Annotated in this window: 21 protein-coding genes; 9 read left to right on the plus strand and 12 right to left on the minus strand. The window is 39.4% G+C overall.

The window, feature by feature from the left end; genetic code table 11:
* Positions 1-3 precede the first annotated feature (3 nt).
* The 8 genes from uxaC to GARC_RS24475 all read right to left on the minus strand — a co-directional run bounded on the left by uxaC (position 4) and on the right by GARC_RS24475 (position 8,650).
* Positions 4-1,422 (minus strand): glucuronate isomerase, encoded by a 1,419-nt coding sequence (uxaC, locus tag GARC_RS24440; protein WP_007625622.1) that lies wholly within the window; start codon positions 1,420-1,422, stop codon positions 4-6.
* Between the two features lie 13 nt (positions 1,423-1,435).
* The gene (locus GARC_RS24445; protein ID WP_007625623.1) at positions 1,436-2,920 is read right to left on the minus strand and encodes a UxaA family hydrolase; all 1,485 of its coding nucleotides are present in this window, start codon (positions 2,918-2,920) and stop codon (positions 1,436-1,438) included.
* A gap of 123 nt (positions 2,921-3,043) precedes the next feature.
* Positions 3,044-4,060, minus strand: coding sequence for a LacI family DNA-binding transcriptional regulator (locus GARC_RS24450; RefSeq protein WP_007625625.1), 1,017 nt, complete (start codon positions 4,058-4,060; stop codon positions 3,044-3,046).
* A gap of 151 nt (positions 4,061-4,211) precedes the next feature.
* Positions 4,212-5,516: a TRAP transporter large permease gene (locus GARC_RS24455; RefSeq protein ID WP_007625627.1), complete on the minus strand. Its 1,305-nt coding sequence runs from the start codon at positions 5,514-5,516 to the stop codon at positions 4,212-4,214.
* The gene (locus GARC_RS24460) at positions 5,516-6,004 is read right to left on the minus strand and encodes a TRAP transporter small permease (protein WP_007625629.1); all 489 of its coding nucleotides are present in this window, start codon (positions 6,002-6,004) and stop codon (positions 5,516-5,518) included. Before GARC_RS24460 ends, GARC_RS24455 begins: the two co-directional genes overlap by 1 nt.
* A 2-nt stretch (positions 6,005-6,006) precedes the next feature.
* Positions 6,007-6,999 carry a TRAP transporter substrate-binding protein gene (locus GARC_RS24465; RefSeq protein WP_007625631.1) on the minus strand — a complete coding sequence of 331 codons (993 nt, stop codon included), beginning with the start codon at positions 6,997-6,999 and terminating at the stop codon, positions 6,007-6,009.
* A gap of 14 nt (positions 7,000-7,013) precedes the next feature.
* On the minus strand, positions 7,014-7,859 hold the full coding sequence (kduI, locus tag GARC_RS24470; protein WP_007625633.1) for a 5-dehydro-4-deoxy-D-glucuronate isomerase: 846 nt from the start codon (positions 7,857-7,859) through the stop codon (positions 7,014-7,016).
* Positions 7,860-7,888: 29 nt separating this feature from the next.
* Entirely contained in the window at positions 7,889-8,650 is a 762-nt protein-coding gene (locus GARC_RS24475; RefSeq protein WP_007625635.1) for a glucose 1-dehydrogenase, read from the minus strand.
* A 183-nt stretch (positions 8,651-8,833) separates the two neighbouring features.
* Between GARC_RS24475 and GARC_RS24480 the strand changes: the two genes are divergently transcribed.
* The 7 genes from GARC_RS24480 (at position 8,834) to GARC_RS24505 (ending at position 14,386) form a co-directional block, all read left to right on the plus strand.
* Positions 8,834-10,042 (plus strand): DUF4861 family protein, encoded by a 1,209-nt coding sequence (locus GARC_RS24480; protein ID WP_007625637.1) that lies wholly within the window; start codon positions 8,834-8,836, stop codon positions 10,040-10,042.
* Positions 10,043-10,407: 365 nt separating this feature from the next.
* Positions 10,408-11,040 carry an MlaC/ttg2D family ABC transporter substrate-binding protein gene (locus tag GARC_RS24485; RefSeq protein ID WP_007625638.1) on the plus strand — a complete coding sequence of 211 codons (633 nt, stop codon included), beginning with the start codon at positions 10,408-10,410 and terminating at the stop codon, positions 11,038-11,040.
* 215 nt (positions 11,041-11,255) lie between these two features.
* Positions 11,256-11,600: an ArsC family reductase gene (locus GARC_RS24490; protein ID WP_007625639.1), complete on the plus strand. Its 345-nt coding sequence runs from the start codon at positions 11,256-11,258 to the stop codon at positions 11,598-11,600.
* Entirely contained in the window at positions 11,597-12,724 is a 1,128-nt protein-coding gene (gene dapE, locus GARC_RS24495) for a succinyl-diaminopimelate desuccinylase (protein WP_007625640.1), read from the plus strand. Before GARC_RS24490 ends, dapE begins: the two co-directional genes overlap by 4 nt.
* Positions 12,721-13,395: a M15 family metallopeptidase gene (locus GARC_RS24500; RefSeq protein WP_007625641.1), complete on the plus strand. Its 675-nt coding sequence runs from the start codon at positions 12,721-12,723 to the stop codon at positions 13,393-13,395. The genes dapE and GARC_RS24500 overlap by 4 nt, the downstream gene beginning before the upstream one ends.
* Positions 13,392-13,547 (plus strand): DUF2897 family protein, encoded by a 156-nt coding sequence (locus GARC_RS26570; protein WP_007625643.1) that lies wholly within the window; start codon positions 13,392-13,394, stop codon positions 13,545-13,547. The genes GARC_RS24500 and GARC_RS26570 overlap by 4 nt, the downstream gene beginning before the upstream one ends.
* Positions 13,548-13,582: 35 nt before the next feature.
* Positions 13,583-14,386 (plus strand): formyl transferase, encoded by an 804-nt coding sequence (locus GARC_RS24505; protein ID WP_007625646.1) that lies wholly within the window; start codon positions 13,583-13,585, stop codon positions 14,384-14,386.
* A 189-nt stretch (positions 14,387-14,575) separates the two neighbouring features.
* Here the strand turns inward: GARC_RS24505 and GARC_RS24510 are convergent, their stop codons facing one another.
* Complete coding sequence (locus GARC_RS24510) at positions 14,576-15,406, minus strand: PEP-CTERM/exosortase system-associated acyltransferase (protein WP_007625648.1); 831 nt, start codon at positions 15,404-15,406, stop codon at positions 14,576-14,578.
* Positions 15,407-16,199: 793 nt separating this feature from the next.
* Here GARC_RS24510 and GARC_RS24515 point away from each other — a divergent pair.
* Together GARC_RS24515 and GARC_RS24520 are read left to right on the plus strand one after the other, a co-directional pair.
* The gene (locus GARC_RS24515) at positions 16,200-17,765 is read left to right on the plus strand and encodes an amino acid adenylation domain-containing protein (RefSeq protein ID WP_007625650.1); all 1,566 of its coding nucleotides are present in this window, start codon (positions 16,200-16,202) and stop codon (positions 17,763-17,765) included.
* Complete coding sequence (locus GARC_RS24520; protein WP_007625651.1) at positions 17,765-18,913, plus strand: acyl-CoA dehydrogenase family protein; 1,149 nt, start codon at positions 17,765-17,767, stop codon at positions 18,911-18,913. The genes GARC_RS24515 and GARC_RS24520 overlap by 1 nt, the downstream gene beginning before the upstream one ends.
* Positions 18,914-19,269: 356 nt before the next feature.
* Here the strand turns inward: GARC_RS24520 and GARC_RS24525 are convergent, their stop codons facing one another.
* The 3 genes from GARC_RS24525 to GARC_RS24535 all read right to left on the minus strand — a co-directional run bounded on the left by GARC_RS24525 (position 19,270) and on the right by GARC_RS24535 (position 23,455).
* Positions 19,270-21,774, minus strand: coding sequence for an MBOAT family O-acyltransferase (locus tag GARC_RS24525; RefSeq protein ID WP_007625652.1), 2,505 nt, complete (start codon positions 21,772-21,774; stop codon positions 19,270-19,272).
* 39 nt (positions 21,775-21,813) lie between these two features.
* Positions 21,814-22,065: an acyl carrier protein gene (locus GARC_RS24530; RefSeq protein ID WP_007625653.1), complete on the minus strand. Its 252-nt coding sequence runs from the start codon at positions 22,063-22,065 to the stop codon at positions 21,814-21,816.
* A gap of 619 nt (positions 22,066-22,684) precedes the next feature.
* Positions 22,685-23,455, minus strand: a complete 771-nt coding sequence (locus tag GARC_RS24535; protein WP_007625654.1) for a sulfite exporter TauE/SafE family protein — start codon at positions 23,453-23,455, stop codon at positions 22,685-22,687.
* Between the last annotated feature and the right edge of the window lie 19 nt (positions 23,456-23,474).

The raw sequence follows: 23,474 nt of genomic DNA on the forward strand, positions 1-23,474 counted from the left end.
TAGTTATTTCTCTAATTTATAAGCTTTTTTGGCTAAGTTATAGGATAAATCAACTGCTAACTCAGCGGCTTCATCTTCACTTATTCTGTGTTCGACCACTAAATTAGCCAGGAATCGACAATCGATTCTTCGCGCCACATCGTGACGAGCAGGAATAGACAAAAATGCACGAGTATCGTCATTAAAACCAACAGTATTATAAAAACCAGCTGTTTCAGTCACTTGATGTCTAAAACGTAACATGCCTTCAGGACTATCATGGAACCACCATGCTGGACCTAGTTTCAATGACGGGTAATGCCCAGCCAAAGGCGCTAATTCACGGGCATATACTGTCTCATCAAGGGTAAACAAAATAACATTCAAGCGAGGATCACTGCCGTATTTATCAAGCATAGGTTTCAACGCATTAACATATTCAGTTTGCATAGGAATATCTGCGCCTTTATCACGACCAAACTTAGTAAATAAGTTCGCATTGTGATTACGAAATGCACCAGGGTGGATTTGCATCACCATGCCATCTTCTACGCTCATACCGGCCAGTTCAGTTAACATTTGCGCACGAAATAATTCTTGCTCTTGTGCAGAGGACTGCCCACTTAAACAGCGGCTAAACAAGGCTTTACATTCGACTTCTGTTAAATCGGCAGTCGCGGCTGTTGGATGGCCATGATCTGTTGCTGTTGCACCATGACTGCGGAACACTTCACGACGAATACGTAATGCTTGTAAATACCCTTGCCAATCAGTGGTATTTTCACCGGTCATTTCAGCTAATTTAAGCACATTAGCTTCAAAATCAGGCCGCGATGCATCCACTACATCATCTGGACGAAAAGAAGTGATAACTCTCTTTTCCCAACCGGAACCTTTTAATACACCATGATGAGTAAGGGGATCTAAGGCACCTTCTGTGGTAGCAATCACTTCTATATTAAAACGATCCATCAAGGCTCTAGGGCGATATTCAGGCTTAGCCAATTCGTTGGTAATATGCTCGTAGTATTCCATCGCATTGTCTTTACACAACATATCAGTCATACCGAACACATCTTTAAAGACTGTATCTAACCACATTCTAGAAGGAGTCCCTGGGAACAGGTGATAATGTTTGGCAAACAATGCCCAAATTTTCCGTGGGTCGGCTTCGCTTTCGCCACCATCCCATCTTGGAATACCTAAGGATTCTAGAGAGATACCTTGGCTATACAACATTCTAAACACATAGTGATCAGGGAGAATTAATAATTCAGTGGCGTTACCAAAACTTTCGTTATACGCAAACCAGCGCGGATCTGTATGCCCATGAGGACTGATGATCGGCAAAGAACGAACAGATTGATAAAGATTACGGGCGATATCTCGCGTAGTTTTGTCCGCAGGAAATAGCCGATCTTCATGTAATAATATTGGTTTCATATCAATCTCTTAATTATAGGGTGACGCCACGTTTCCAAATGGCTATTTCGTGGCTGCCATTTTTCTCATTGCAGCTCAATTTTCCTGAAGCAGTTTCAAGACAAAGTTGGTACAACCGCATTGCACAGTCGTCTAACGACAAACCGTGTAACACTTGACCTGCGTCGAAATCTATCCAATGTGGTTTTTGTTGTTTTAACTTCGTATTGGACGATATTTTCAGTGTGGGTACAGGGAACCCGAGCGGTGTACCACGCCCGGTGGTGAATAAAATAATATGCGCACCACTTGCCGCAAGTGCGGTAGAACTAACCGCATCATTGCCCGGTGCTTGCAATAGAGATAAACCTGTCGTTTGCAATGGTTGCCCATATTTAAGCACATCACAGACTTGAGCTTGCCCGCCTTTTTGCACGGCGCCTAATGATTTTTCTTCTAAGGTTGTTAAACCACCGGCTTTGTTACCTGGCGATGGGTTTTCGTAAATGGGTTGGTTATTATCAATAAAGTACTGTTTGAATTCGTTAATTAACTTAACAATGCCTGTAAACACTGATTCATTTATCGCCCGGTTCATTAACAGCTGTTCAGCACCAAACATTTCTGGCGTTTCAGTTTGTAATACTGATCCCCCCATATTTGTCATTAAATCAGTCATTCGTCCAACCAATGGATTAGCTGTAATACCACTAAATGCATCACTTCCACCACACTTCACACCAATCACGAGTTCACGAGCAGGAATATTTTCTCTTTTATCATTGGCAACAACCGACAACAAAGATTCAACTAAATGAACCCCCTCTTCTATTTCATCCACTACTTCTTGGGAATTAAAATAGCGGAGTCTATTTGCAGGTTGATCGACTTGTTCAATTAGGGATGAGAGTTGGTTGTTTTCACAACCTAAACCAACGACTAAAACCGCTCCAGCATTTGGGTGGGATGCTAACGCAGCAAGAATTGAGCGGGTATCATTTAGGTCATCGCCCAATTGCGAACAACCAAACGGATGGGTATAGGAACGAAAGCCGTCACATTGATCTGAAAAACGTTTTTCACATTCTTGGGCGATACGTTCAGCGGTGCGATTAACACATCCAACTGTGTTGATGATCCAAATTTCGTTACGAATACCGACTTTGCCGTTTTCACGGCGATACCCTAAAAACGTATCTGTTGATTCTGTTATTTCAGTGGTTTTATTAATGGGTGAGTAACAATAAGATTCTGCACCACTGAGACCTGTACGTAAATTATGACTATGTACATGCTCACCGGTTTTAATTGCCTGAGTAGTCTGGCCAATTGGGTAACCGTATTTGAAAACACTTTGATTAGCCTCAAGATCGCAAAGTGCAACTTTATGTCCAGCAGGTACGTCGTCTCGCAACAAAATTCCTGAGTCTTTATCTACCAAGCCACTTGTTAAATCCATAGTACAGACGCCAACATTGTCATTTGGATGAACACGAATAATTTGAGTCAGCTGTTGCATGAGTTACCTAAGAATTAAAATAAAAAGTTAAATGAATAGTAGTTCAGACCCTCTACCCAATATTATGCCACCGGTGGCATTCTAGGTCAATAATGGAATGTATTCAATAAATAAAAGGAAGTTTTATACTCTTCTTGTAGACTCTCGGATAATTAGATGTGGTTTAACTAAGTATTCATCCTCTATGTCCAACTGTGCGCCTTCGATAGTAGCAATAATCTTTTTAGCAGCCAGTTGGGCCATGTCGGATACTGGCCGTTGAATTGTTGTAAGTGAAGGGATCACTCTAGAGGCCAATAAGTTGTCATCAAATCCGGCAATCGATAATTGCTCAGGTACACTGATACCCATTTCATGGGCTACTTTTAAAACCCCTGCTGCCATTTCATCAGTATTAGCAAAAATAACTTGAGGACGAGGGCTTTGTATCAAAAGGCGACGAGCACAACTAATACCGCTTTCGTAGCTATTTTCCCCCTCAATAATTCGTTCCTCAGGTATCTCTACCCCCAATAAATTTAAGGTTTGGCAAAACCCTTCTAAACGTTCAATTGATGAGCAAAATTGTTTAGGCCCACTAATTACCGCCATATTACTGTGTCCTAGAGACACCAAATAACGAGCCAAATCACTTAGCGCAGCGCGATCATCTGATACCACCATATTGGCGTGATCATCTAAATCCACCGATGCCATTCGAACATATTTTATATTTTGCTCTCTGAGCGAGGACGCTAGTTCCTTAGATTCAGACACTGGCGACAGTATAATCACACCGTCAATGTTAGAACGCTTAACAAAATTACTGCAATCATCAATAAAATCACTATTACGATAAGTACAAGGGTGTACAACCAATTCGTATCCTTTCGCAGAACAAATTTTTAATACGCCGCGCTGTACTTGATCAATAAACATTGCATCGGGGTTATCATAAATTAAGCCCAACAAATAAGAGCGATTAGCGGCCAAACCTCGAGCTTGTTTATCAGGAGAGAAGTTTAAATCACTGATGACTTGATCGATTTTCTCACGGGTGGCCTTCCCCACATTAGATGCGCCATTAATAACCCTAGAGACAGTACGTTTTGATACACCAGAGAGTCTAGCTACATCGTTAATTGTGGGGCGTTTTTGCATTCAGTAATTCACTCATTATGATTAACTACCTGTGAATTAATCAACACAGATACGATTTAACTATTAGCTTAAAGTAGGCAATAACTCCCACTAAAATCAGCGACAAAATAAGCTGTAAATCCTAATTCCCCAGCAAATATGTCGTAATATATTAACGCTCAATAAAGCCAAACATAGCAGGAATAGCCTCACTAAACCAAGAGAAATAGGTCACTAACATTAAAACAAAAAACATCGCAGCATAAAGTGGAAGCAAAGGTTTGATGATCTCTTCAAGTTTTGTTTTTGCAATGGCACAAGTTATAAATAATACCGCACCTACAGGCGGCGAACATAAACCTATCGATAAATTTAAAACAATCATAATACCAAACTGAATAGGTGACATACCCAATTGCTCAGCGACGGGTAAAAAGATAGGCGTAAATATTAATACCGCGGGAGTCATATCCAAAAATGCACCAACGACAATTAATAACAAATTAATCAGCAGTAAAATAATGATCGGATTGTCACTTATATTCAACATAAACGCACTTAACGTTTGTGGAATATTTTCAATAGACAGCACCCAAGACATAGCGGTCGAGGCAGCAATCAACAACATCACAATCGCAGTTGTTTCAGCCGATTTCAATAATATTTCCGGTAACTCTTTGACTTTAACTTCACGGTAAAATCCAACCGATAACATCAAGGCATAAACAACAGCAATTGCCCCCGCCTCTGTTGCGGTAAATATACCGCCAACAATTCCACCAATGATCAAAAAGATCAAAAATAAACTAGGAATAGCAGCCAATACTTTTGTGGCAACAACCGACAAAGGTAATCTATCTGATAATGGATATCCCTTACGTTTTGCATAGACGTAACATACGAACATTAGTGCGAACCCCACCATAATCCCTGGTAAATAACCGGCCATAAATAACGCAGCAATAGAAACACCGCCACTGGCGATTGCATACACAATCAGAATATTACTAGGAGGAATTAACATACCAGTAGTAGATGCGGCAGCTGTCACTGCAGCACTAAAGTTGGGATCATATCCGGCCTTTTTCATTTCTGGAAGCATAAAACTACCAATTGCAGATGTTGCAGCTACCGCCGAACCAGAGATCGCACCAAACAACATACAAGAAACAACATTAACCAAAGCTAAACCACCTGGTAACGCACCAATCAAAGCCATTGCACATTCAATTAGGCGTTTTGCTATGCCTCCCCTGCCCATTAATAATCCAGACAACACAAAAAATGGGATAGCTAATAAAGCGAAACTATTTAAACCGCCAGCCATACGCTGAGCAACGGTTGCTAAAGCAGGTAGCGTGTCGATATTAATCATCATAACAAGCATGGTAGACAAACCGATACAAATCGATATCGGCACGTTAATTAACAATAAGGCAAAAAATACCACTACTAAAATAATAGCTGTCATTTCCATTATAAAGGCTCCTCAGGGTCAGCTATCCATAAGTTATAGATATTGATTAGGCTATAAAAAACAAACAATGCACCAGAAATAGGCAGCACTGTATATATGAACCCCATACGTATTCCCAATGAAGCAGATATCTGATCGAGCTCTAGGGTAATGATGACTAACTCTTTGCCACCTACGATTAACGCTAATGCACTAAATGTAATGACTAACACTTCCACTATTGTGAGCAGCATCCTGCGAGTCGCTTTAGTTTGTCTATCAACAATTAGATTAAATCCAAGGTGGGATTTTTTACGATAAGCATATGCCGACCCCAAGATCCCAACCCAGATTAAAATAAACCGCGAAAGTTCTTCTGTAACAGAAGCTGGGTCTTTGAGAATAAAACGAGAAATGACCTGCCAAATAACCGTTAATAAAATGGCAGACATGGCGCAAATCAGTGAAAACCCTAAGGTCTGATCGATTAATTTAATAAATTTACGCATCTTTACATTGCCCTAATTTCGGCCATTAGATCACCCACAGGTGAATTGGCAAAACTGTCATGAAAAGGTTTAACTGCGTCCACAAAAGCTTGCTTGTCGGGATATATCACATTAACCCCCGCTTCTATTACTTTTGCTAAAGAATCCCTTGTGGATTCGGCCCACAATTTACGCTGATAAATGACCGAATCTGCCATAGCTTGCTCAAGCCATTTTTGTTGTTGCGCATTTAAACTATTCCAAACATGTAATGAGCATAAAAGCACGTCAGGTACCGCAGTATGTTCATCTAAGGAGTAATAACTGGCAATTTCGTAGTGGCGAGAAATGTAATAACTAGGTGGATTATTCTCCGCACCATCAACCACTCCTTGTTGTAAAGCAGTGTACAATTCGCCCCAAGATACAGGCGTGGCAGCCGCCCCCATTGCTCTTACCGTTTTCACCGCTGTTGGACTATTCAACACCCGTATTTTTAATCCTTTAAGATCGGATGGTGTATGAATAGGTTTGTTAGTGGTATAAAAACTGCGACTTCCAGCATCATAATACCCCAATCCTTTAAGTCTGAAAGACTCCAAACCTTTCAGTAAAGTCGTGCCTATATCACTATTAAGTACTTTCCAAAAATGCGCATTATCTTTAAACACATAGGGAATACTAAAAATTTGCATGGCGGGGGCAAATCCTTCTAATGGACTTGCTGAAACTTTGGTCATCGCCAGTGAACCAATTTGTAGCAGTTCAAGCATTTCCCGTTCAGTTCCTAGCTGTCCTCCAGAATATATTTTAACGGTCATTTGGCCATTAGAATATTCAGATAATCGTTCACCCAAAAACACCATGGCTTTGTGTACAGAATGTTGCATATCGAGGGAGTGGCCTAGGCGCAACAACACCTGCTCACTCTTTTTTGCACTGTCTCCACAAGAAATCAGTAACAACAGAAGTGTCAAAAGTGTGGCTTTAAACCAAGACTTATTCATCTGGCGCATGTTTACTCCTTCAACTAACGTAAATCACTAGCAAGAAACTTATCCATATCGTCATAGTCAAGATTTTCGCCCGCCATTCCCCAGATAAAAGCATAGTTAGACGTACCAGCACCACAATGAATAGACCAAGGAGGAGAAAGTACAGCCTGTTCATTGCTAACAAAAATATGTCGAGTTTGTTTTGGTTCCCCCATAATGTGGCAAACGGCCTGCTGAGGCTCAACATCAAAATAAAAATAGACTTCGTTACGACGATCATGCTGATGCGCTGGCATGGTATTCCATACGCTACCTTGGTTTAGTCGAGTTAGCCCCATCTGTAATTGGCATGTTTCAACCACAGAATTGATAAGTAACTGATTAATGTCTCTTTCATTACATGTCGCTTGAGACCCCATGTGTAAAACATTGGCTTCTTTTTTACCTATCTTTTTAGTCGGATAAGCATGATGAGCGGGAGCTGAATTGAGGTAAAACTTCGCAGGATTAGATGAGTCATTTGAAGTAAAGGTGACTTTTTCACTGCCTTTACCTATATATAGTGCTTCTTCCCGTGCTAACTCATAGGTCACTCCATCCACTTCAACTTTACCAGTACCACCCACATTAATAATTCCCACTTCACGACGAGCCGTGAAATATTCAGTTTTAAGTAAATCAGCAATGGTTTCTAAAACTAAAGGAGCATCCTTCGGTACGGCACTGCCCACCATAAAACGCTCATAATGGCTGTAGACCCAATATATTTTACCCGCCTGCATCAACTTATCAGCTAAAAATGCGTCTCTAAGCTGTTCAGTATCGTAATTTTTTGCTTCGTTTTGTCCAACCGCATAACGCACTTCATATTCTATATTCATATTAATAACCCTAAATTTAATAATTTAATTTAACGAGCAAGAAAACCGCCATCCACAGCCAAAATATGACCATTGACGTAATTACTGGCTTCACTTGCCAAAAATACTGCTGCACCTTTCAAATCTTCAGTTTCCCCCCAACGACCAGCAGGGATACGATTGCAAATGTCTTTACTGCGTTGCTGATCGTCTTGTAGGGCTTGAGTGTTGTCAGTGCGAATATAACCAGGGGCAATACCATTAACTTGGATATTAAACTGGCCCCACTCGTTGGCTAAGGCTTTAGTCAACCCTGCGATGGCGTGTTTGCTAGCGGTATAAGAGGGCACGGTAACACCACCGCTATAACTCAACATTGATGCTGTGTTGATAATCTTTCCACTTCCCTGATTAATCATGGTTTTGCCAATTTGTTGGCTTAGCAAGAAGGCAGAATCTACATTAACAGTGAGCACTTTTTGCCATTCTGACATAGGAAAATCCACAGCAGGACTGCGGAATATAGTGCCTCCGTTATTCACCAAAATATCAATACCACCAAAGATTGCCAACGCATCATCAGCCAATTTTTGCACTGCTTGCATATCAGACAAATCAGCAAATAATTGCTCTGCTTTTTGCTGTTTAAGTTCATTAATAAGAGCAACAGTTTGACTACAACCACCTTCTTTTGAGCTAGCACAGATAACCTGTGCACCAGACTCAGCAAGTGCAATTGCCAAAGATTGGCCAATCCCCCTGCTTGCCCCAGTAACCAGTGCCCGTTTGCCAATCAAACTAAAATTTGGCATATAAATTCTCCATAAAATGATTCAAATATAACTAGCTAACTAATTTTTTAACGCCAGTCTTACTTTCATGAGTAATAGTGATTTTCACAATCTTAACAATTATTTAAATTAATGCTACCGGTGGCACTTGTCAACATAATAGTGCATAGTTGGCTTAAAAGAACTGACAACAAGGGGAATTTTATGAATAAATTTAAATTAGCGTTAAGTGTTTCAACCATAGTTTCAGCAGTGGGATGTCATTCCCCTGACATTAAAACAGATCCACAAATTGTAATTAAAAATCCTGCTGATGGCGGTGCTATTTCTCAGCTAGTGTCTTTAACGTTTTCTACAGATAAACAAAAAGAATTAAGCCAATTCAATACAGCAGGACTAGATTCTGAGTGGCGAATATTAGCAAACGGTGAAAAAGCTCTAGATATATTGGTGAGTCTTGCTCCTGGTGAAGAAAAAACCGTTTCCTTTTCAACTGACGGTAAATTGGTTGAAGACGTTGCCTATGCGGAATTATCAGTACGCACAGGCGGAGAATGGCAAGGAAAAGCTTACCAAGCCGATGGGTTTTCATTCGAAAATGTTAAGCAATTCGAAAGCCCTGAACAACTTACCGATCACTCTTATTACTTGCGTTATGAAGGTCCAGGATGGGAGAATGATTTGATTGGCTATCGCTTATATTTAGATTGGCGAAATGGCATTGATGTGTTTGCAAAAACTGGTGCTAAACCTGGCCTAGCTGGTGTGGGTCAAGACGGATATGACAGCTACCACGAATTAGCAGATTGGGGAGCGGATGTACTCAAAGTGGGCTCTTCATTAGGTTTAGGTGCGCTTGGCCGCATAAAGGGTGAAGAGGTTATACATTTTCAAGAAGTAGATAACACAAGTTGGACACTTCTAGGTGACAACAAACTCAGTGCCAGTTTTAACGTCAATTATCAAGGTTGGTCAGTCGCAAACAAAAAGGTCGACGTAAGCACTGATTACACTATCCATGCAGGCGATCCTACTACCTTAGTTAAAGTTACCTTATCTGAACCCATCGATAATTTAGTCACAGGGCTTGTGAACCACCCCAATACCCACTTCATAAAACAGCAATATAAAAATTGGGAAGTGATAGCCACTTATGGTGCACAAAGTATTGCGGCAGAAGGCGACGAATTAGGTTTGGCAATATTTTATCAAACCAATGAAGTATCAGAGCAATATCGTGGGCAACACGATTATTTAGTGAAGTTTAACCCCACTACTAATCTTACTTACGGGCTAATGGCAGTATGGCCGCAACATCCGTCCAGCCCGAAAAACCGACAAGAATTCGAAGCTTTGTTAAATGACAAATTACATGTTTTGGCCTTCCCTGTCGAGGCTACTGTCACTTATTAACCCAAACAGGTAATGCTTGAATTAAGGATGCATTTGTAGGCATAAACATTATTGCTCGTTAAGTTCAAAAGATAACTAATCAGCATTTTATGCCCATTACCTTATTCTATAAAAACTAGGCCGGTCACCTTCACGTGACAAAGAGATACAGCAAATACGGTATTTCGTGATGTATAACTATATATAGTTAGGCATCAATCTTTTCGATAGCTAATTGAGTTAAAAATCATTTCATCCCTCGCACTACAAACCAGTCCTTGTATGACTTGTAACAAATTGTAGGGACATCGTACAAATTTGATACAGAGTTACTCTCTTGATTGCTTTATTGTCTTCATTATTCGGATTCAATAGGAAATTAAATCATGTTTAGTTTTATGAAAACACTGTTTGTAATTGTAGTTTTATTAACTAGTCAGTCAGCATTGTCACAAGAGCAAACCCCCTACCAAGTGATAGTCGGTTTGGGAGACACCCTATTTAAGCGTTTGTCGGAAGAACAGGAAAACCTTAGCTCCCAACCAGAACTGGTCAGAGAAATTATTGAACAAAACCTCATGCCTCATGTAGATTATCGTTACGCCGCTTATAAAATTCTGGGGAAATACATAAGAGAAATAAGCAAACAAGAGAGAGAGGAATTTGCATTGGCTATGAGGGACTATTTAGCCGTCACTTACGTGAATGCTTTGAGTCAATACAAAAATCAAAAAATCACATTTCAACCAGAAACAAAAAGTAATACAGGTAAAAATATTGCAGTGGTCAAGGCGCTAATTACCGAGCAAAGTGTTCCTGATATTGCGATTGACTTTTCTCTTCGCTTCGACAAAAAAACACAGCAGTGGAAGGCCTTTGATATGGTTATTGAAGGGATTAGTTTAATCAACGCTAAACAAACAGAAATAACGTCTAGGATAAGGGCTTCTGACATACAAACAGTTACCTTAGAAATAGCCAGACTAGGCAATCAATCAAAGCTTAAGGCTAAACATTAAATTTTGACTAAGACATAAAATTCAGTCTTCAATAGAAAACGCGGCGCTCTAATCTAGAGGCTCGTTGGAGATAATAAATTGACCTATTATTCAATCAGTAGTTAGTTTAGTTTCTTATGTCATGGACATAAAAGCTTAGTCAACAGCCTTTACCTGTATCCCCCTTTATCGCTATAGTTAATGTATATAGATTTCAGTAACTTAATTAGGACATTATGACCACCCTTTACGGCATTAAAAACTGCGACACCATTAAAAAAGCGCGCGCTTGGTTAACAACAAATAATATTGATTATACCTTTCATGATTACAGACAAGACGGTCTCGATTCAAATTGGCTAGAACAAACAGAACACGCCTTAGGTTGGGAACTAATGTTAAATAAACGCGGCACTACTTTTCGTCAATTGAGTGAAGAACAAAAACAAGGGGTGGATAAAACTGCAGCGCTGGCGTTAATGCTTGAGTTTCCAGCGATGATCAAACGCCCCATACTTATTCATAACGATAAGTATTTTATCGGTTTTAAAGCAGATCAATACGCCGAGGTATTCTCATGAGCCGCACTCTCGACCTCACTATAGACTTGATCAACAGAAAATCTGTTACCCCTGAAGATGCAGGTTGTCAGGATATGATGGCGAATATTCTTAAGCCTTTAGGCTTTGAAATTGAAGATCTAAGCTTTGCCGACACTAAGAATATTTGGGCCCGTAAAGGTACAGAAGCACCGGTATTCTGTTTTGCTGGGCATACAGACGTAGTACCTTCTGGTCCAGAACAGAATTGGCAAACTCCGCCCTTTAAAGCCACAGAAAAAGATGGCTACATTCATGGCCGTGGTGCTGCAGACATGAAAGGCAGCTTGGCCGCCATGTTAGTGGCCACTGAAAATTTTGTAAAAGCGAATCCACAGCACAAAGGCTCAATAGCATTTTTAATTACCAGTGATGAAGAAGGACCATTTATTAATGGCACCACTAAGGTGATTGATACCTTAGAAGCCCGTAACGAAAAAATCACTTGGTGTTTAGTGGGTGAGCCATCAAGCACAGACCTAGTGGGTGACATTGTTAAGAATGGCCGTAGAGGCTCATTAACGGGCGATTTACTTGTCAAAGGTATTCAAGGGCATGTCGCCTACCCTCATTTGGCTAGAAACCCTATTCACGAGTCAACACTAGCGCTGGCTGAACTAGCCAACACCCAATGGGATAAGGGAAACGACTCATTCCCTGCCACTAGTTTTCAAATTTCCAATATTAATGGCGGCACTGGAGCAGGTAACGTTATCCCCGGCGAATTAAAAATCTGTTTTAACTTTAGATTTTCAACCGAAGTAACAGATCAACAATTAATAACAAGAACGCTGCAAGTATTAGATGCTCATAAACTGGATTACGATATTGATTGGACTTTTAATGGCCAACCTTTCTTAACAGACTCTGGAAAACTAGTTGAAGCCACACAACAAGCTATCAAAGGTTGCACTGGACGTGAAACAGTATTGTCCACAGCTGGAGGTACCTCTGATGGGCGTTTTATCGCGCCAACCGGAGCTCAAGTGATTGAACTTGGACCTGTTAACGCCACTATCCACAAAATTGATGAATGCGTGAAAATTGACGATCTCGATACGCTCGCGGATATTTATCAAGATATCTTACAACGGCTGTTAGCGTGATCACTCAAGCACACACTTTAGGTAAAGATGAAAGTCTATTAGTCGAATGCCAAAACGGCTTTCGTCTATTACCTAAAGTGTGTGAGGCATTTAGACAAATGCAAATGGCAGCGGCACAAGATAACGTAGACATACAAATTGTCAGCAGTTACCGGGGCTTCGACCGGCAATTACAGATTTGGCAAAACAAATGGTCAGGCAAAGCAACTTTGTTAGACGCTAATGAAAATATCTTAGATGCTAGGACTCTGTCTGACCAAGAAAAGATACTCGCTATCCTCACATGGTCGGCGTTACCTGGAGCCAGTCGTCATCATTGGGGTAGCGACTTAGACGTGTATGACAAAAATGCGGTTGAAAAGAGTCACCATGACTTTCAACTGGTTTGTAGCGAATACGATCAAGGTCCATGTACCCAACTCAACAATTGGCTAAACGAACACGCGATTAAATATGGTTTTAGCCGACCTTATGCACAATACAATGGCGGTATTGCTCGGGAGCCTTGGCATCTAAGTTTTCAAGCAAGCGCAGACAAGATGTTGGGGTTATTGGATGAAAAAGTGATACTCGCTAATCTTACAAAGTCGGATATTCTTGGGCTAGATAGCATAATTGCTAACATGCCTGAGATTTATCAGCGCTTTGTTTTAAACAGGGGATTAGTATGAATATTTGGATTGTTGTAGTGATTTTTGTTTTGGTCTTAGGTTTAATTATTGGCAATATATTGTTGTTAAAACAAAGTGCCAATCAAAAACTGCCTAAACCTAATAAAGATAACAATGCGTCATATGACCGTTTTGAAGACAAAGATGATTGAGCCCTCCCTCCCCCTCTACTTTTAAGAAGCGGCTCATGAGAATTCTACTCTTAGCCAACAAAGACATCGCTAGCAATGTCGCCCTGAATACTCTATTTCAAACAATGACCGGGGCGCATAAATTTAAAATATTGCTGTCATCGACTGTTGGTAAAAACAGTAAAAACAAACCGCTAGCTTTATTAGACTTAGCCTTTTTTGAAGAAAGTTTGTTTAACGAAATACTCTTCCCTGCACTGCAAAACAAGCCATCTCTCAATACTGAAAAGTTTCAAAGTTTTGCGGGATTCAAAACACTTGGGGTAGAGGTAGCAGATATTGACTCAATAAATTGTCAGGCTGGAATTAATACAATAAATGAGTTTGCGCCTGACCTTATCGTTTCAATTCGATTTGGTTTGATCCTACAAGCTGCAGTAATTAATATTCCAAAATTTGGTGTCATCAATTTACATTCAGGTGAATTACCAACATACCGCGGCGTAATGGCAACCTTCAGAGCCATGCAACAAGATGATACTCACTGTGGCACTACTCTCCACTACATCAGTGACAGTGGCATAGACAGCGGAGCAATCATCAGCATTAGTAAACAAACGTTGGATTATAAGCGGTCTTATCTTCACAACACTTTATCGCTCTATGAGAAAGGAGTTAAAGATGTGGTTAATGCCATTACTAAGATAGAAAACACCGGGAAATGTGAGAGTTACCCAGTAAAATCAAAGGGAAACTATTTTTCATTCCCCTCAGAACAAGAACTCAATGACTTCAAACAAAAAGGCCATAAACTCTACGAATATCAGGATATTATTGATATCGCACATAGCTATTACTGATCGTTGCGACTTATCAATATACTTGCTTGCAGTGCCTCTGATACTGACCATCACATAGATATCAGAACCATCAAAAAAGTGTCAATTGTTACCCAAGCAACATTTCTAGATATCCCGAATTCAGGATAATGCAGTTTCACAATTGAAGTTTGACACTTGCTTGTACCTCATTGCTAAGGCGAGCTTTATCTAAAAATTAAGTGATTTATATTTTTTTGACGAGTGTTTAAGGGATTTTCTGATAACTTTTAACATCTCCTGAAAACCAGGGTTTAAGTTTTCCAACAATAACGAAGGGTTAATATAATAAGGCGCTCTCTTGCCATGATAATCAACGGCAGGACCAATTTGTTCGAATTGAATGCCGATAAAGCTCATACTTCTTGCCATTTTAGGCTCCATCATCACAAAAGTATGTTTTATGTCATTCTCCATGACTATCGAGGCCGCAGATAGGTATAGGCCCACGGCAATAAAAGGAAAGCAACGTAATTCATTTTCAGAATAGATTTGCTGATCAATTCCACCTATTGCGGCTCCTGTGAAATTATCTGTTTGTCTCCTTCTGAAGTCTTTGGGAACAGCTAATCTCGAAATTTCACAAATCTCATGTGAAGCAAAATCATTAGGGTTAATTTTGTCTTTTGATATTGATGCGTGCCAGTGCTTTTGAAGTGGAATTAATTGTTGATTTGTTTCAGGCCTAACCACTCTGATGGTTCCAGAAAAGCGAGTTGTAGGGATATGTTGAATTAAACAATGGGTAGAATATTTATCAAATTCATCAACCTCTAAACCAGTTCCCCCAGTCTCTAAAAAGTTTAATTCATCGCAATAAACGTCATTTCTTATACTAAATGACTCATTGCAAAGTTCTGTGGTATTGGCGATTAATGGATGTAAGTGCGTGGAAAAGTGACGTGCAACAGTTTTGCCTTCGCTATTATCAGCAAAACCCCTAATCATTTTGAGCAAGGGGCCAATTATGGGGGTGTTGGCATATTTTTTTAAATTTTTCACGTTTTTGGATTCGTAACCTTCAATTTATATTCCATTATGGTTATGCCAATACGGTTCAGTCCTTTTTGGAATAAATTCTAATGCCATTTTATAACTAGTTTCATACCATATTTTGCCTATTGAATTAGCAAATAAAATTCAACAGCTGAATGCTACTCAGTATTTATAAGAGTGATATTTTTCCAATACTGAACATAGACATAGCCATAGCCATAGCCATAATAAGCATCTAATTATTATCATCACACATTGCACTAGAGGTAACCAACTTTTTTATATGGTTTAGCTGTAACTTGGTCACTTTTGATTATCAGAGCGCCTATCGGCGCAATACTTTATTGCTTTACGAGAAGGGTGTTACAGGTGTGTATAATGCTCTTTCTAAGATAAAAAACTCTAGGGAATGAAAAAGCTATTCTGTAACTTTAAATGCAGGAAAAGCAGTAGCGGAGCCAACAAAGATCAAAATCAACGAAGCCGATGCTTTGTTCTGAAGCTATAACGAATATTTTGAAACTGCTTATCTTAAATGACTCTATTGAGAGTTAAAGGATATTCAGATGCACATAGATATAATGGATTGGCCCAAATAATAACAGGTGATCAGAAAATCTATCTGGATAGATAATAAAACTTGCCAACAAAGGAACTTAAAATCGTTTATTATTTAAACATTTTTTCGCAAATCAATTGGTATTAGGTTTATGTTATTGTAGGCTATTAAGTACTTACATGAAGTTATAGATGTATATCAAAAAGGCCAACAGCCCCTAATAAAGGATTAGGTGAATATATGTTAGAACTCCCCCCTTTGATAAGCTTATTATCAAAAAGTGTCTTAATCTATCCGCAAAATATTGCTGTTTTCGATCAGAAATATGGCTCCCTTAGCTATAGACAACTTAATGAGCTATCAGAGCAGCTTGCAAATAAATTAAGGGAACATGGAGTCAAATCTGGCAGCCATGTCGGACTTTGGATGTCAAAATCTTCCGCCACAGTAGTTGCATTATTTAGTATTTTAAAATGCGGTGCTGCTTATATCCCTACGGATGCTTCGGGACCAGCAGATCGAAATTCCTTTATTTTTAGAGACTGTTGCGTAGATGCAATTTTAATTGAACGAGAATTATTAAGCCGTTTAGAACAAGGTTTTGCTGCCAGCGAATACAAAATTGAGGAAACTATAGCGCCCTTGGCCACTCTTGGCCTAGATATAGTGATAGTTACTTTTAATAACAAAAAGCTAGCAACAGACAATGTCGTTGAGCCTCTTAGTGAAGATCTACTCGCTTACATACTCTATACATCGGGCTCTACTGGGAAACCCAAAGGGGTACCCCACTCTCATAAATCGGCAATGAGTTTCCTCGATTGGTGTAGTACGGAATTTTCACCTACCCCAACAGATCGTTTTTCTTCCCATGCCCCTTTTCATTTTGATTTATCAATATTAGACATCTATTTGCCATTAAAGCATGGTGCCTGCATCTATATCATCACTGAAAGTCTGGGTAAACAGCCAGCGCTGTTGGCTGAATTCATTGCAACTTCAAAGTTAACATTTTGGTATTCCACTCCTTCTATCTTACACATGCTAACTGAATTTGGGCAACTTGATAAACAGGATTATTCAGCGCTGAAAATGGTGTTTTTTGCGGGCGAAGTCTTCCCCATCAAACAGTTGCAACAATTGTCTAATTTTTGGAAAGGGCCTGCTTATTACAATCTATATGGTCCCACAGAAACTAATGTCTGCACTTATTATAAAGTCACACCAGAGGATATTAACGAACGTCAACAGCCCGTACCTATAGGTAAGATCTGCTCCGGTGATGAAGCCTTGGTCGTGGATAGCAAGAATCAAATCGTCGCTAATGGCGAACAAGGAGAGTTGTTGATCGCCGGCGGTTCTGTCATGAAGGCCTATTGGAACTCACCACATAAAAGCCAACAAGCGTTTTATACTGACGTCTCCGGACAGCAATGGTACAAAACCGGCGATATTGTAACTACAGATGATAAGGGTGACTTCGTTTACTTGGGTAGAAGAGACAGGATGATTAAAAAACGCGGCTTCCGTGTGGAGTTGGGAGAAATAGAAAGTGTACTTTACCGCCACGAGGATGTGTCTGAAGCGGCTGTCATTGCCTTTCAAGATGATGGCGGTGAATTACTTATATACGCATTGTTGAGTCCCAAGAATGTAGAAAATAAATTATCAGTTATTAAAATGAAGCAATTTTGTAGCCAACATCTGCCTTATTACATGGTGCCAGACCGCTTTAAAATGTTAGATAAACTTCCCAAAACATCCACCGACAAAATCGACTATCAAACTTTAAAGGAATTAATATAATGGACTTTTCCGTTTCCAGCGAACAACGCGAGATAATAGAAGCCATTAAACGCTTCGCAACAAGAGAATTAAATCAAGACGTCATCAGCAGAGACAAAGATCAAATATTTGATCGAAAGCTTTGGGATAAATGTGGCGAAATGGGCTTAACCGGGCTGGCGATTGACAGCGAATATGGTGGCATGGGCTACGACGCAGTAACCACGTCTATGGCATTGGAAGCTTTTGGTTATGGCTGTCACGACAATGGCTTGGTTTTTTCTGTTTGTGCCCATTTACTTGCTTGTACTGTGCCTATTAACAAACACGGCAGCCAGAAACAAAAAAATGAAATCCTCCCAGATCTTTGTTCCGGTAAGTATATAGCGGTAAATGCTATGACCGAGCCAGACACAGGGTCCAATCCTTTCGCTATGAAATCAACAGCTAAGGCAGTTGAGGGTGGTTATCTGCTCAATGGCACCAAAATATTTTCCACTAATGGCCCAATAGCTGATATTGCCCTAGTTTATGCAATGACTGACAAAGACAAAGGATTCCATGGTGGCATTTCCGCCTTTCTAGTGAAAAGTGACACTCCAGGTTTTGAAGTAGGCCAGAAATTTGAAAAAATGGGTTTACGCACGTCCCCTATCGGCGAACTAGTTTTCAATGATGTTTTTGTACCTGCTGACGCTATGTTGGGAGCCGTGGGTGGAGGCGCCCGTATATTCAGCGAGTCAATGGACTGGGAGCGAGCTTGTTTGGTATCAGCTCACGTTGGCACCATGCAACGATTATTAGAGGGTGCTATAAGTTATGCACGAACCCGAGTGCAAGGTGGACAAGCAATAGGTAAAAACCAAGCAGTCTCTCATCGTTTAGCATCCATGCGTACACGCATAGAAGCATCCCGTTTAATGGCATTGTCTGCGGCGTGGGCGCTTGAGAATTCGCGCATGGCGTCAATCAATGCGTCTATGACTAAACTTTTTATTAGTGAAGCATACCAGCAAACCGCTATGGATAATTTGCAAATTTATGGGGGTAATGGATTTATGGTTGAATGCGAACATGAAAGGTATGTTCGTGATTCAACAGGTTGTACTATTTATTCAGGCACTTCTGATATACAGCGCAATATTATTGCTGGTTGGTTAGGTTTATAGTTGAGCAAGGCGCGTTTTGGCTAAAATAATACTTTACCTAGTTGAGTCTTAAAATTTTATTTTTAGACTCAAAACGATAATCTATTTGCCAGCAATTCTCTGACTATTTCAAATTACCTAAGGTTAACAATAAAGCAGGTTTTACAATCCTGAAAAATCATTGAAAATGACAATTCCTATGCAAATACATTCCTGGTGAATATGGCGTTCATCTCCTTCCTGACGCCCCGATTAGTTAGCTTAACTGAACAACAATTTTAACTGCAATGGCTAAAAATAAGGCTCATCCTAAATGTGTAGCTTCCATTTTCTGTGTTTAGCGTGAGTCATCTGCTAGCGACCCATCAGAAGTTTGACTAGTCTGATATTTTCATACCCAAATATCGCTCAGGAGAACCTGTAATTTCTTTAAACAAACCATCCATCAACAGCCTATGCCCTAATTTATTAGGGTGCTTGTCCCACTCAGCCAAGGCAATATCATTTACGGTGTAGCCCTGATAAACATTGTGTAAATTAAGAATTTCAAAACCAGCTTGTCGAGCCAGCTCAGTGCTTTGTTCAGCTGTGGTCTCCCAGTCTCCTCCTTCCACACCAGGAACTAAAAACCACACTAACTTACAGCGCATATTTTTGGCTTTTATTGCCAATTCATTATAAAGCCAGGCAAGTAATTCTTCTCGATAAGGCATAAGCGCTTTCTCCATAACAGTGGCATCCATGTCTGCAGTGATATTGGCTTTGCTTACTATGTCCCGTAAACCCGGATACGGAATATCAACAGCATTTTTAACAGACTCTTGCAAAAACGAAGCTGCACGCATCATTTCCCGTCCAGAGGCCGCATAATAAATCATATTGGGATGGAATTTTTGTGCTTTTTCCAATACTGGTAACTGCTGTAAGGGTTTGTAACCTGGCGCACTTAAATTAAGAATTTCAATTGTATTTTTCGACCCTTTGGATAGTAGTTGATTTAATTCAGATTCCAGCATTCCTTCAAATGTCTCATCATCTTCAACCCCCCAACCAGTTTCGATAGAGGCCCCTAACAATATAATCCTCAGCGTATTGGGTTTGGCCGTCAGTGGATATTCCTGGTCACGCATGCCCCACTGATTAGTGGTCATTAGCCCATATTGAGTAGAAGAGCTAGTGGACTTAAGCAGTTCATACTGCATAAAATCACCAGTGTAATATTTCAGATCTGCCCCGGGATTTTGCAACCATTCTGCGGGCTTTTTCATATACACTTCCCAAAGCTGGGAATTAAAACGATTCACCCTAACCAACTCCTCGTAGTAACCTTTTTCCAGCGCTTGGGTATCTAACTTACTCAGTTTACCTGCTCTCATGGTCGCAATAGTATTAGCGATATCAGGACCAAATTTTGTATATACTTCACCAATACTCATTACAGACATTAAGACAAGCAAACACACAGTAGTATAAGGACGTCTATCCGTCGCCCCCTTATAATTCCCTCCGGCGATACGTTTTCTTGTCCATATTTGTAATAGATAACCACAGATTAAATATCCAGCAAAAATAGCGAGCGCGAAAAAAATTTCGGAATAAGTTAATTGCCCTAATACTTTAAACATGGATAACCAACCAAGCCAGGATTCTGCGCTCCATAACGACCACAAAGTACAAATACAAGTAAAGGTGAGCAATACCTTAGTACTGTATATTACTGAACTTTTTACTGACCATACTTTTGCTGCTAGGTTTTGTCCCTTGCCTTTTTTCAGCTCCCACAGTGAGTTAATAATAACCAAACAGCCCAATATTCCCCAAAACACCGCATCCTGCCAGATTATGGGAAATTGTCCGCGCAACCAGAACCATTGATAGGAGTGAAAAGCTAAAGTTAGAAAAAATACAATAATGGTCGATATTACAATGGCCTTAGTCATACCCAATGACTTAAGGCGGAAAAATATCGGATAGTAAAAGACCTTCATCATAAAGTCTTTCCAGTAAATATTTATGCGCCGCCAGAAATCTGTAAAACTTGCTGATAAATAATATAAATGATGAGTTTCCTGAAGATTAAAACCAAACAAATGCAAACATCCAACTATGATGTGGAAAAGACCGGAAACTCTTAGGTAGAGCAAAAAATTACTCGAGAGGTATTGCATTAAATCGCTGGGAGAAGCCACATCTGAGGGTGATATCGCCATGTAATAATACACGATCCGATAAATCAATAAGTGAATAATCCCCCTAGTGATCCAGTCGACGCCCACCTGATAAATTTTGTGCCGCTCGCCATTGTAGTGAGAACGTGTGAAGTTAGTAAAGTCCACTACAGGGAATAGAGGAAAAACCACATTGGGCAACATGAAAAAATAAGCCACAGATTGACCAAAAGTCGGTATTTTTTTGGCATGCTTAAGATCATACATAAAAGTGATTAATCGAAACATCAGCATTGAACCCAAAATAGGCCAAATTGCTTCAGGTCCATAAAAAGGCATAATATCGGCTCTGAATACGGCTAAAACACCTGAACCGGCAAGGATTAAGCCCACTTTATAACTAAATTTTAGACCTGACCGACAAATCAATAAAATAACGGCAACAATGGAAAATATCCATAACGAGGACTCCCAGCCCATGATCACAGCCGTACCTGCCATCGACAATAAACCAAAACTGAACATTCGATGTTGAATGGGTATGAAGTAATGGACCATAAAGCCCACACTTATAAAAATCATAATGGTAAAAAATGCATTATTTTCGATGGCGTATCGATGAACAATAAAAACAATAAATGCTAGTTGTACTACCAAAAAAATATATTTAAGCCATTTTATTGGTTGTAATGCAATGGAAGTAGCCTTTTCCATAGTTTTTCCTTAAATCTATTGAGTTAAATGCAATTATACTTATGCAGAAAGTTTGGATTCAACGAGGGTAACTATGTTAGCTATAGAGCCGATGTACTCTTCCTGAGTTTCGTGAGGTGCAATTTTCACATTGTATTTTTCTTCCAAAAACACAACTAATTTTAAGGTTGCCAAAGAATCAAGAATGCCACTAGAAATAAGCGGTGTATCATCCTCCAAGTTAGAGGCATCTTCGCCTGGTAAAAATTCTGACAATATATATGCTTTTAATTCACTAGTAATATTTTCCATTTGAGCTTATTCCATAATATTTAAGGTTAGGAAAAAACAACATCCATTTAACATAAAATTAACATGCCAATAGTAATGATATTTTTTTCAAGGTGCAATAAGATTCTCAATGGCCATTTTATCGTGGATAACGGCGATAAAACCGGCATTGTAAACGGACGACAGCTGTTAAAAATGACAAAGCAGTAGTCAAAGGAATACGACTCATCCGCCCTAGTGAATGTAAGTGGCTGTTGTATGCTACTGGCTAGACAATCACACCAATGAAGTTACAACTGAATAAGCAATATTTACGGTGAAAAAACAAGCCATTTAATGCTGAAAATCAGCACTAAGGGATAGGTAATACGTTGACATACCGGGAGCGACCATATATGTCTTTGTAATTTTGTTAGTCAGGGCTTTAAATTTATTAAAAGCAAGAAATGCAACTTGCTACTATAGTTATTAACCGCGGGAAATTCTGTGGCTGACCCACTTAAAAAATAGACATCGCCAAAGCCAAAGCAATTACCAAAAATATAATGATGACTGATGCGATAATTCAATGAAGTTTGTGTAATATATTGATTTAGTTATTTTTACAGCGAGTATCTCTGTAATTTCTATCATTGTTAATTTACGCGTAAGTCATGTAGAAAAAATATACTGTAATAACAGAACTCATAAATATCACAAAAAATCTGATGTATAGCTGATTTAATCTCATTGAGATATGAGCAGAATAATACCCTCCTAATAACGTTCCAACTAGAACAACGCTGCCCTCTACCCAAGCAATTGAATCGTTTAAAACAAATAAAAATATTGCAGCAATAGATACTGAAGAAGAAACCACTAACTTTAACCCATTCATTACATTGATATTTTTATGACCCGATAAAGCCAAATAACTCAATACGACAATACCTAATCCAGCATTAAAAAAACCGCCATAAACGCAAATACTCAATAATGACAAAGATAGAAAAATTGATTTGAACTGTAGTGTATATTTATTTTTTTCTGAGTAAGACTGCAATAAAATATTGGCTCTAGCTCCAAATATAAATAACAATGTTGCAAATAAAAGCAACCAAGGAATAGCATTTTCAAATGATGATTCTGAAGTCTGTAACAGCAAAAAAGCCCCCAGTGATCCACCTATTAAGCTAGATAAACCAATTAAAAGCATTTCTCTTTTATGTTTTTTTAATTGATGTCTAAATGCATAAACCCCACTAATATATCCTGCAGATGAAGAGAAGGTATTTGTTGCATTTGCAATAAGAGGTGGCACACCAACAAAAACGAGAGCGGGAAATGTAATAAAACTTCCCCCTCCAGCAATGGAGTTTAAAACTCCACCAATCAGTCCAGCCATAAATAAAAAAATAACATCAATCAACAAAATAACACTCTATGTTCAT

This window comes from Paraglaciecola arctica BSs20135 (genome assembly GCF_000314995.1).
GTDB lineage: Bacteria > Pseudomonadota > Gammaproteobacteria > Enterobacterales > Alteromonadaceae > Paraglaciecola > Paraglaciecola arctica.

Excerpts from the sequence above, each read along its gene's own strand:
- uxaC (WP_007625622.1), bottom strand. The coding sequence starts at position 1,422 with ATGAAACCAATATTATTACATGAAGATCGGCTATTTCCTGCGGACAAA.
- GARC_RS24445 (WP_007625623.1), bottom strand. The coding sequence starts at position 2,920 with ATGCAACAGCTGACTCAAATTATTCGTGTTCATCCAAATGACAATGTT.
- GARC_RS24450 (WP_007625625.1), bottom strand. The coding sequence starts at position 4,060 with ATGCAAAAACGCCCCACAATTAACGATGTAGCTAGACTCTCTGGTGTA.
- GARC_RS24455 (WP_007625627.1), bottom strand. The coding sequence starts at position 5,516 with ATGGAAATGACAGCTATTATTTTAGTAGTGGTATTTTTTGCCTTATTG.
- GARC_RS24460 (WP_007625629.1), bottom strand. The coding sequence starts at position 6,004 with ATGCGTAAATTTATTAAATTAATCGATCAGACCTTAGGGTTTTCACTG.
- GARC_RS24465 (WP_007625631.1), bottom strand. The coding sequence starts at position 6,999 with ATGCGCCAGATGAATAAGTCTTGGTTTAAAGCCACACTTTTGACACTT.
- kduI (WP_007625633.1), bottom strand. The coding sequence starts at position 7,859 with ATGAATATAGAATATGAAGTGCGTTATGCGGTTGGACAAAACGAAGCA.
- GARC_RS24475 (WP_007625635.1), bottom strand. The coding sequence starts at position 8,650 with ATGCCAAATTTTAGTTTGATTGGCAAACGGGCACTGGTTACTGGGGCA.
- GARC_RS24480 (WP_007625637.1), top strand. The coding sequence starts at position 8,834 with ATGAATAAATTTAAATTAGCGTTAAGTGTTTCAACCATAGTTTCAGCA.
- GARC_RS24485 (WP_007625638.1), top strand. The coding sequence starts at position 10,408 with ATGTTTAGTTTTATGAAAACACTGTTTGTAATTGTAGTTTTATTAACT.
- GARC_RS24490 (WP_007625639.1), top strand. The coding sequence starts at position 11,256 with ATGACCACCCTTTACGGCATTAAAAACTGCGACACCATTAAAAAAGCG.
- dapE (WP_007625640.1), top strand. The coding sequence starts at position 11,597 with ATGAGCCGCACTCTCGACCTCACTATAGACTTGATCAACAGAAAATCT.
- GARC_RS26570 (WP_007625643.1), top strand. The coding sequence starts at position 13,392 with ATGAATATTTGGATTGTTGTAGTGATTTTTGTTTTGGTCTTAGGTTTA.
- GARC_RS24505 (WP_007625646.1), top strand. The coding sequence starts at position 13,583 with ATGAGAATTCTACTCTTAGCCAACAAAGACATCGCTAGCAATGTCGCC.
- GARC_RS24515 (WP_007625650.1), top strand. The coding sequence starts at position 16,200 with ATGTTAGAACTCCCCCCTTTGATAAGCTTATTATCAAAAAGTGTCTTA.
- GARC_RS24520 (WP_007625651.1), top strand. The coding sequence starts at position 17,765 with ATGGACTTTTCCGTTTCCAGCGAACAACGCGAGATAATAGAAGCCATT.
- GARC_RS24525 (WP_007625652.1), bottom strand. The coding sequence starts at position 21,774 with ATGGAAAAGGCTACTTCCATTGCATTACAACCAATAAAATGGCTTAAA.
- GARC_RS24530 (WP_007625653.1), bottom strand. The coding sequence starts at position 22,065 with ATGGAAAATATTACTAGTGAATTAAAAGCATATATATTGTCAGAATTT.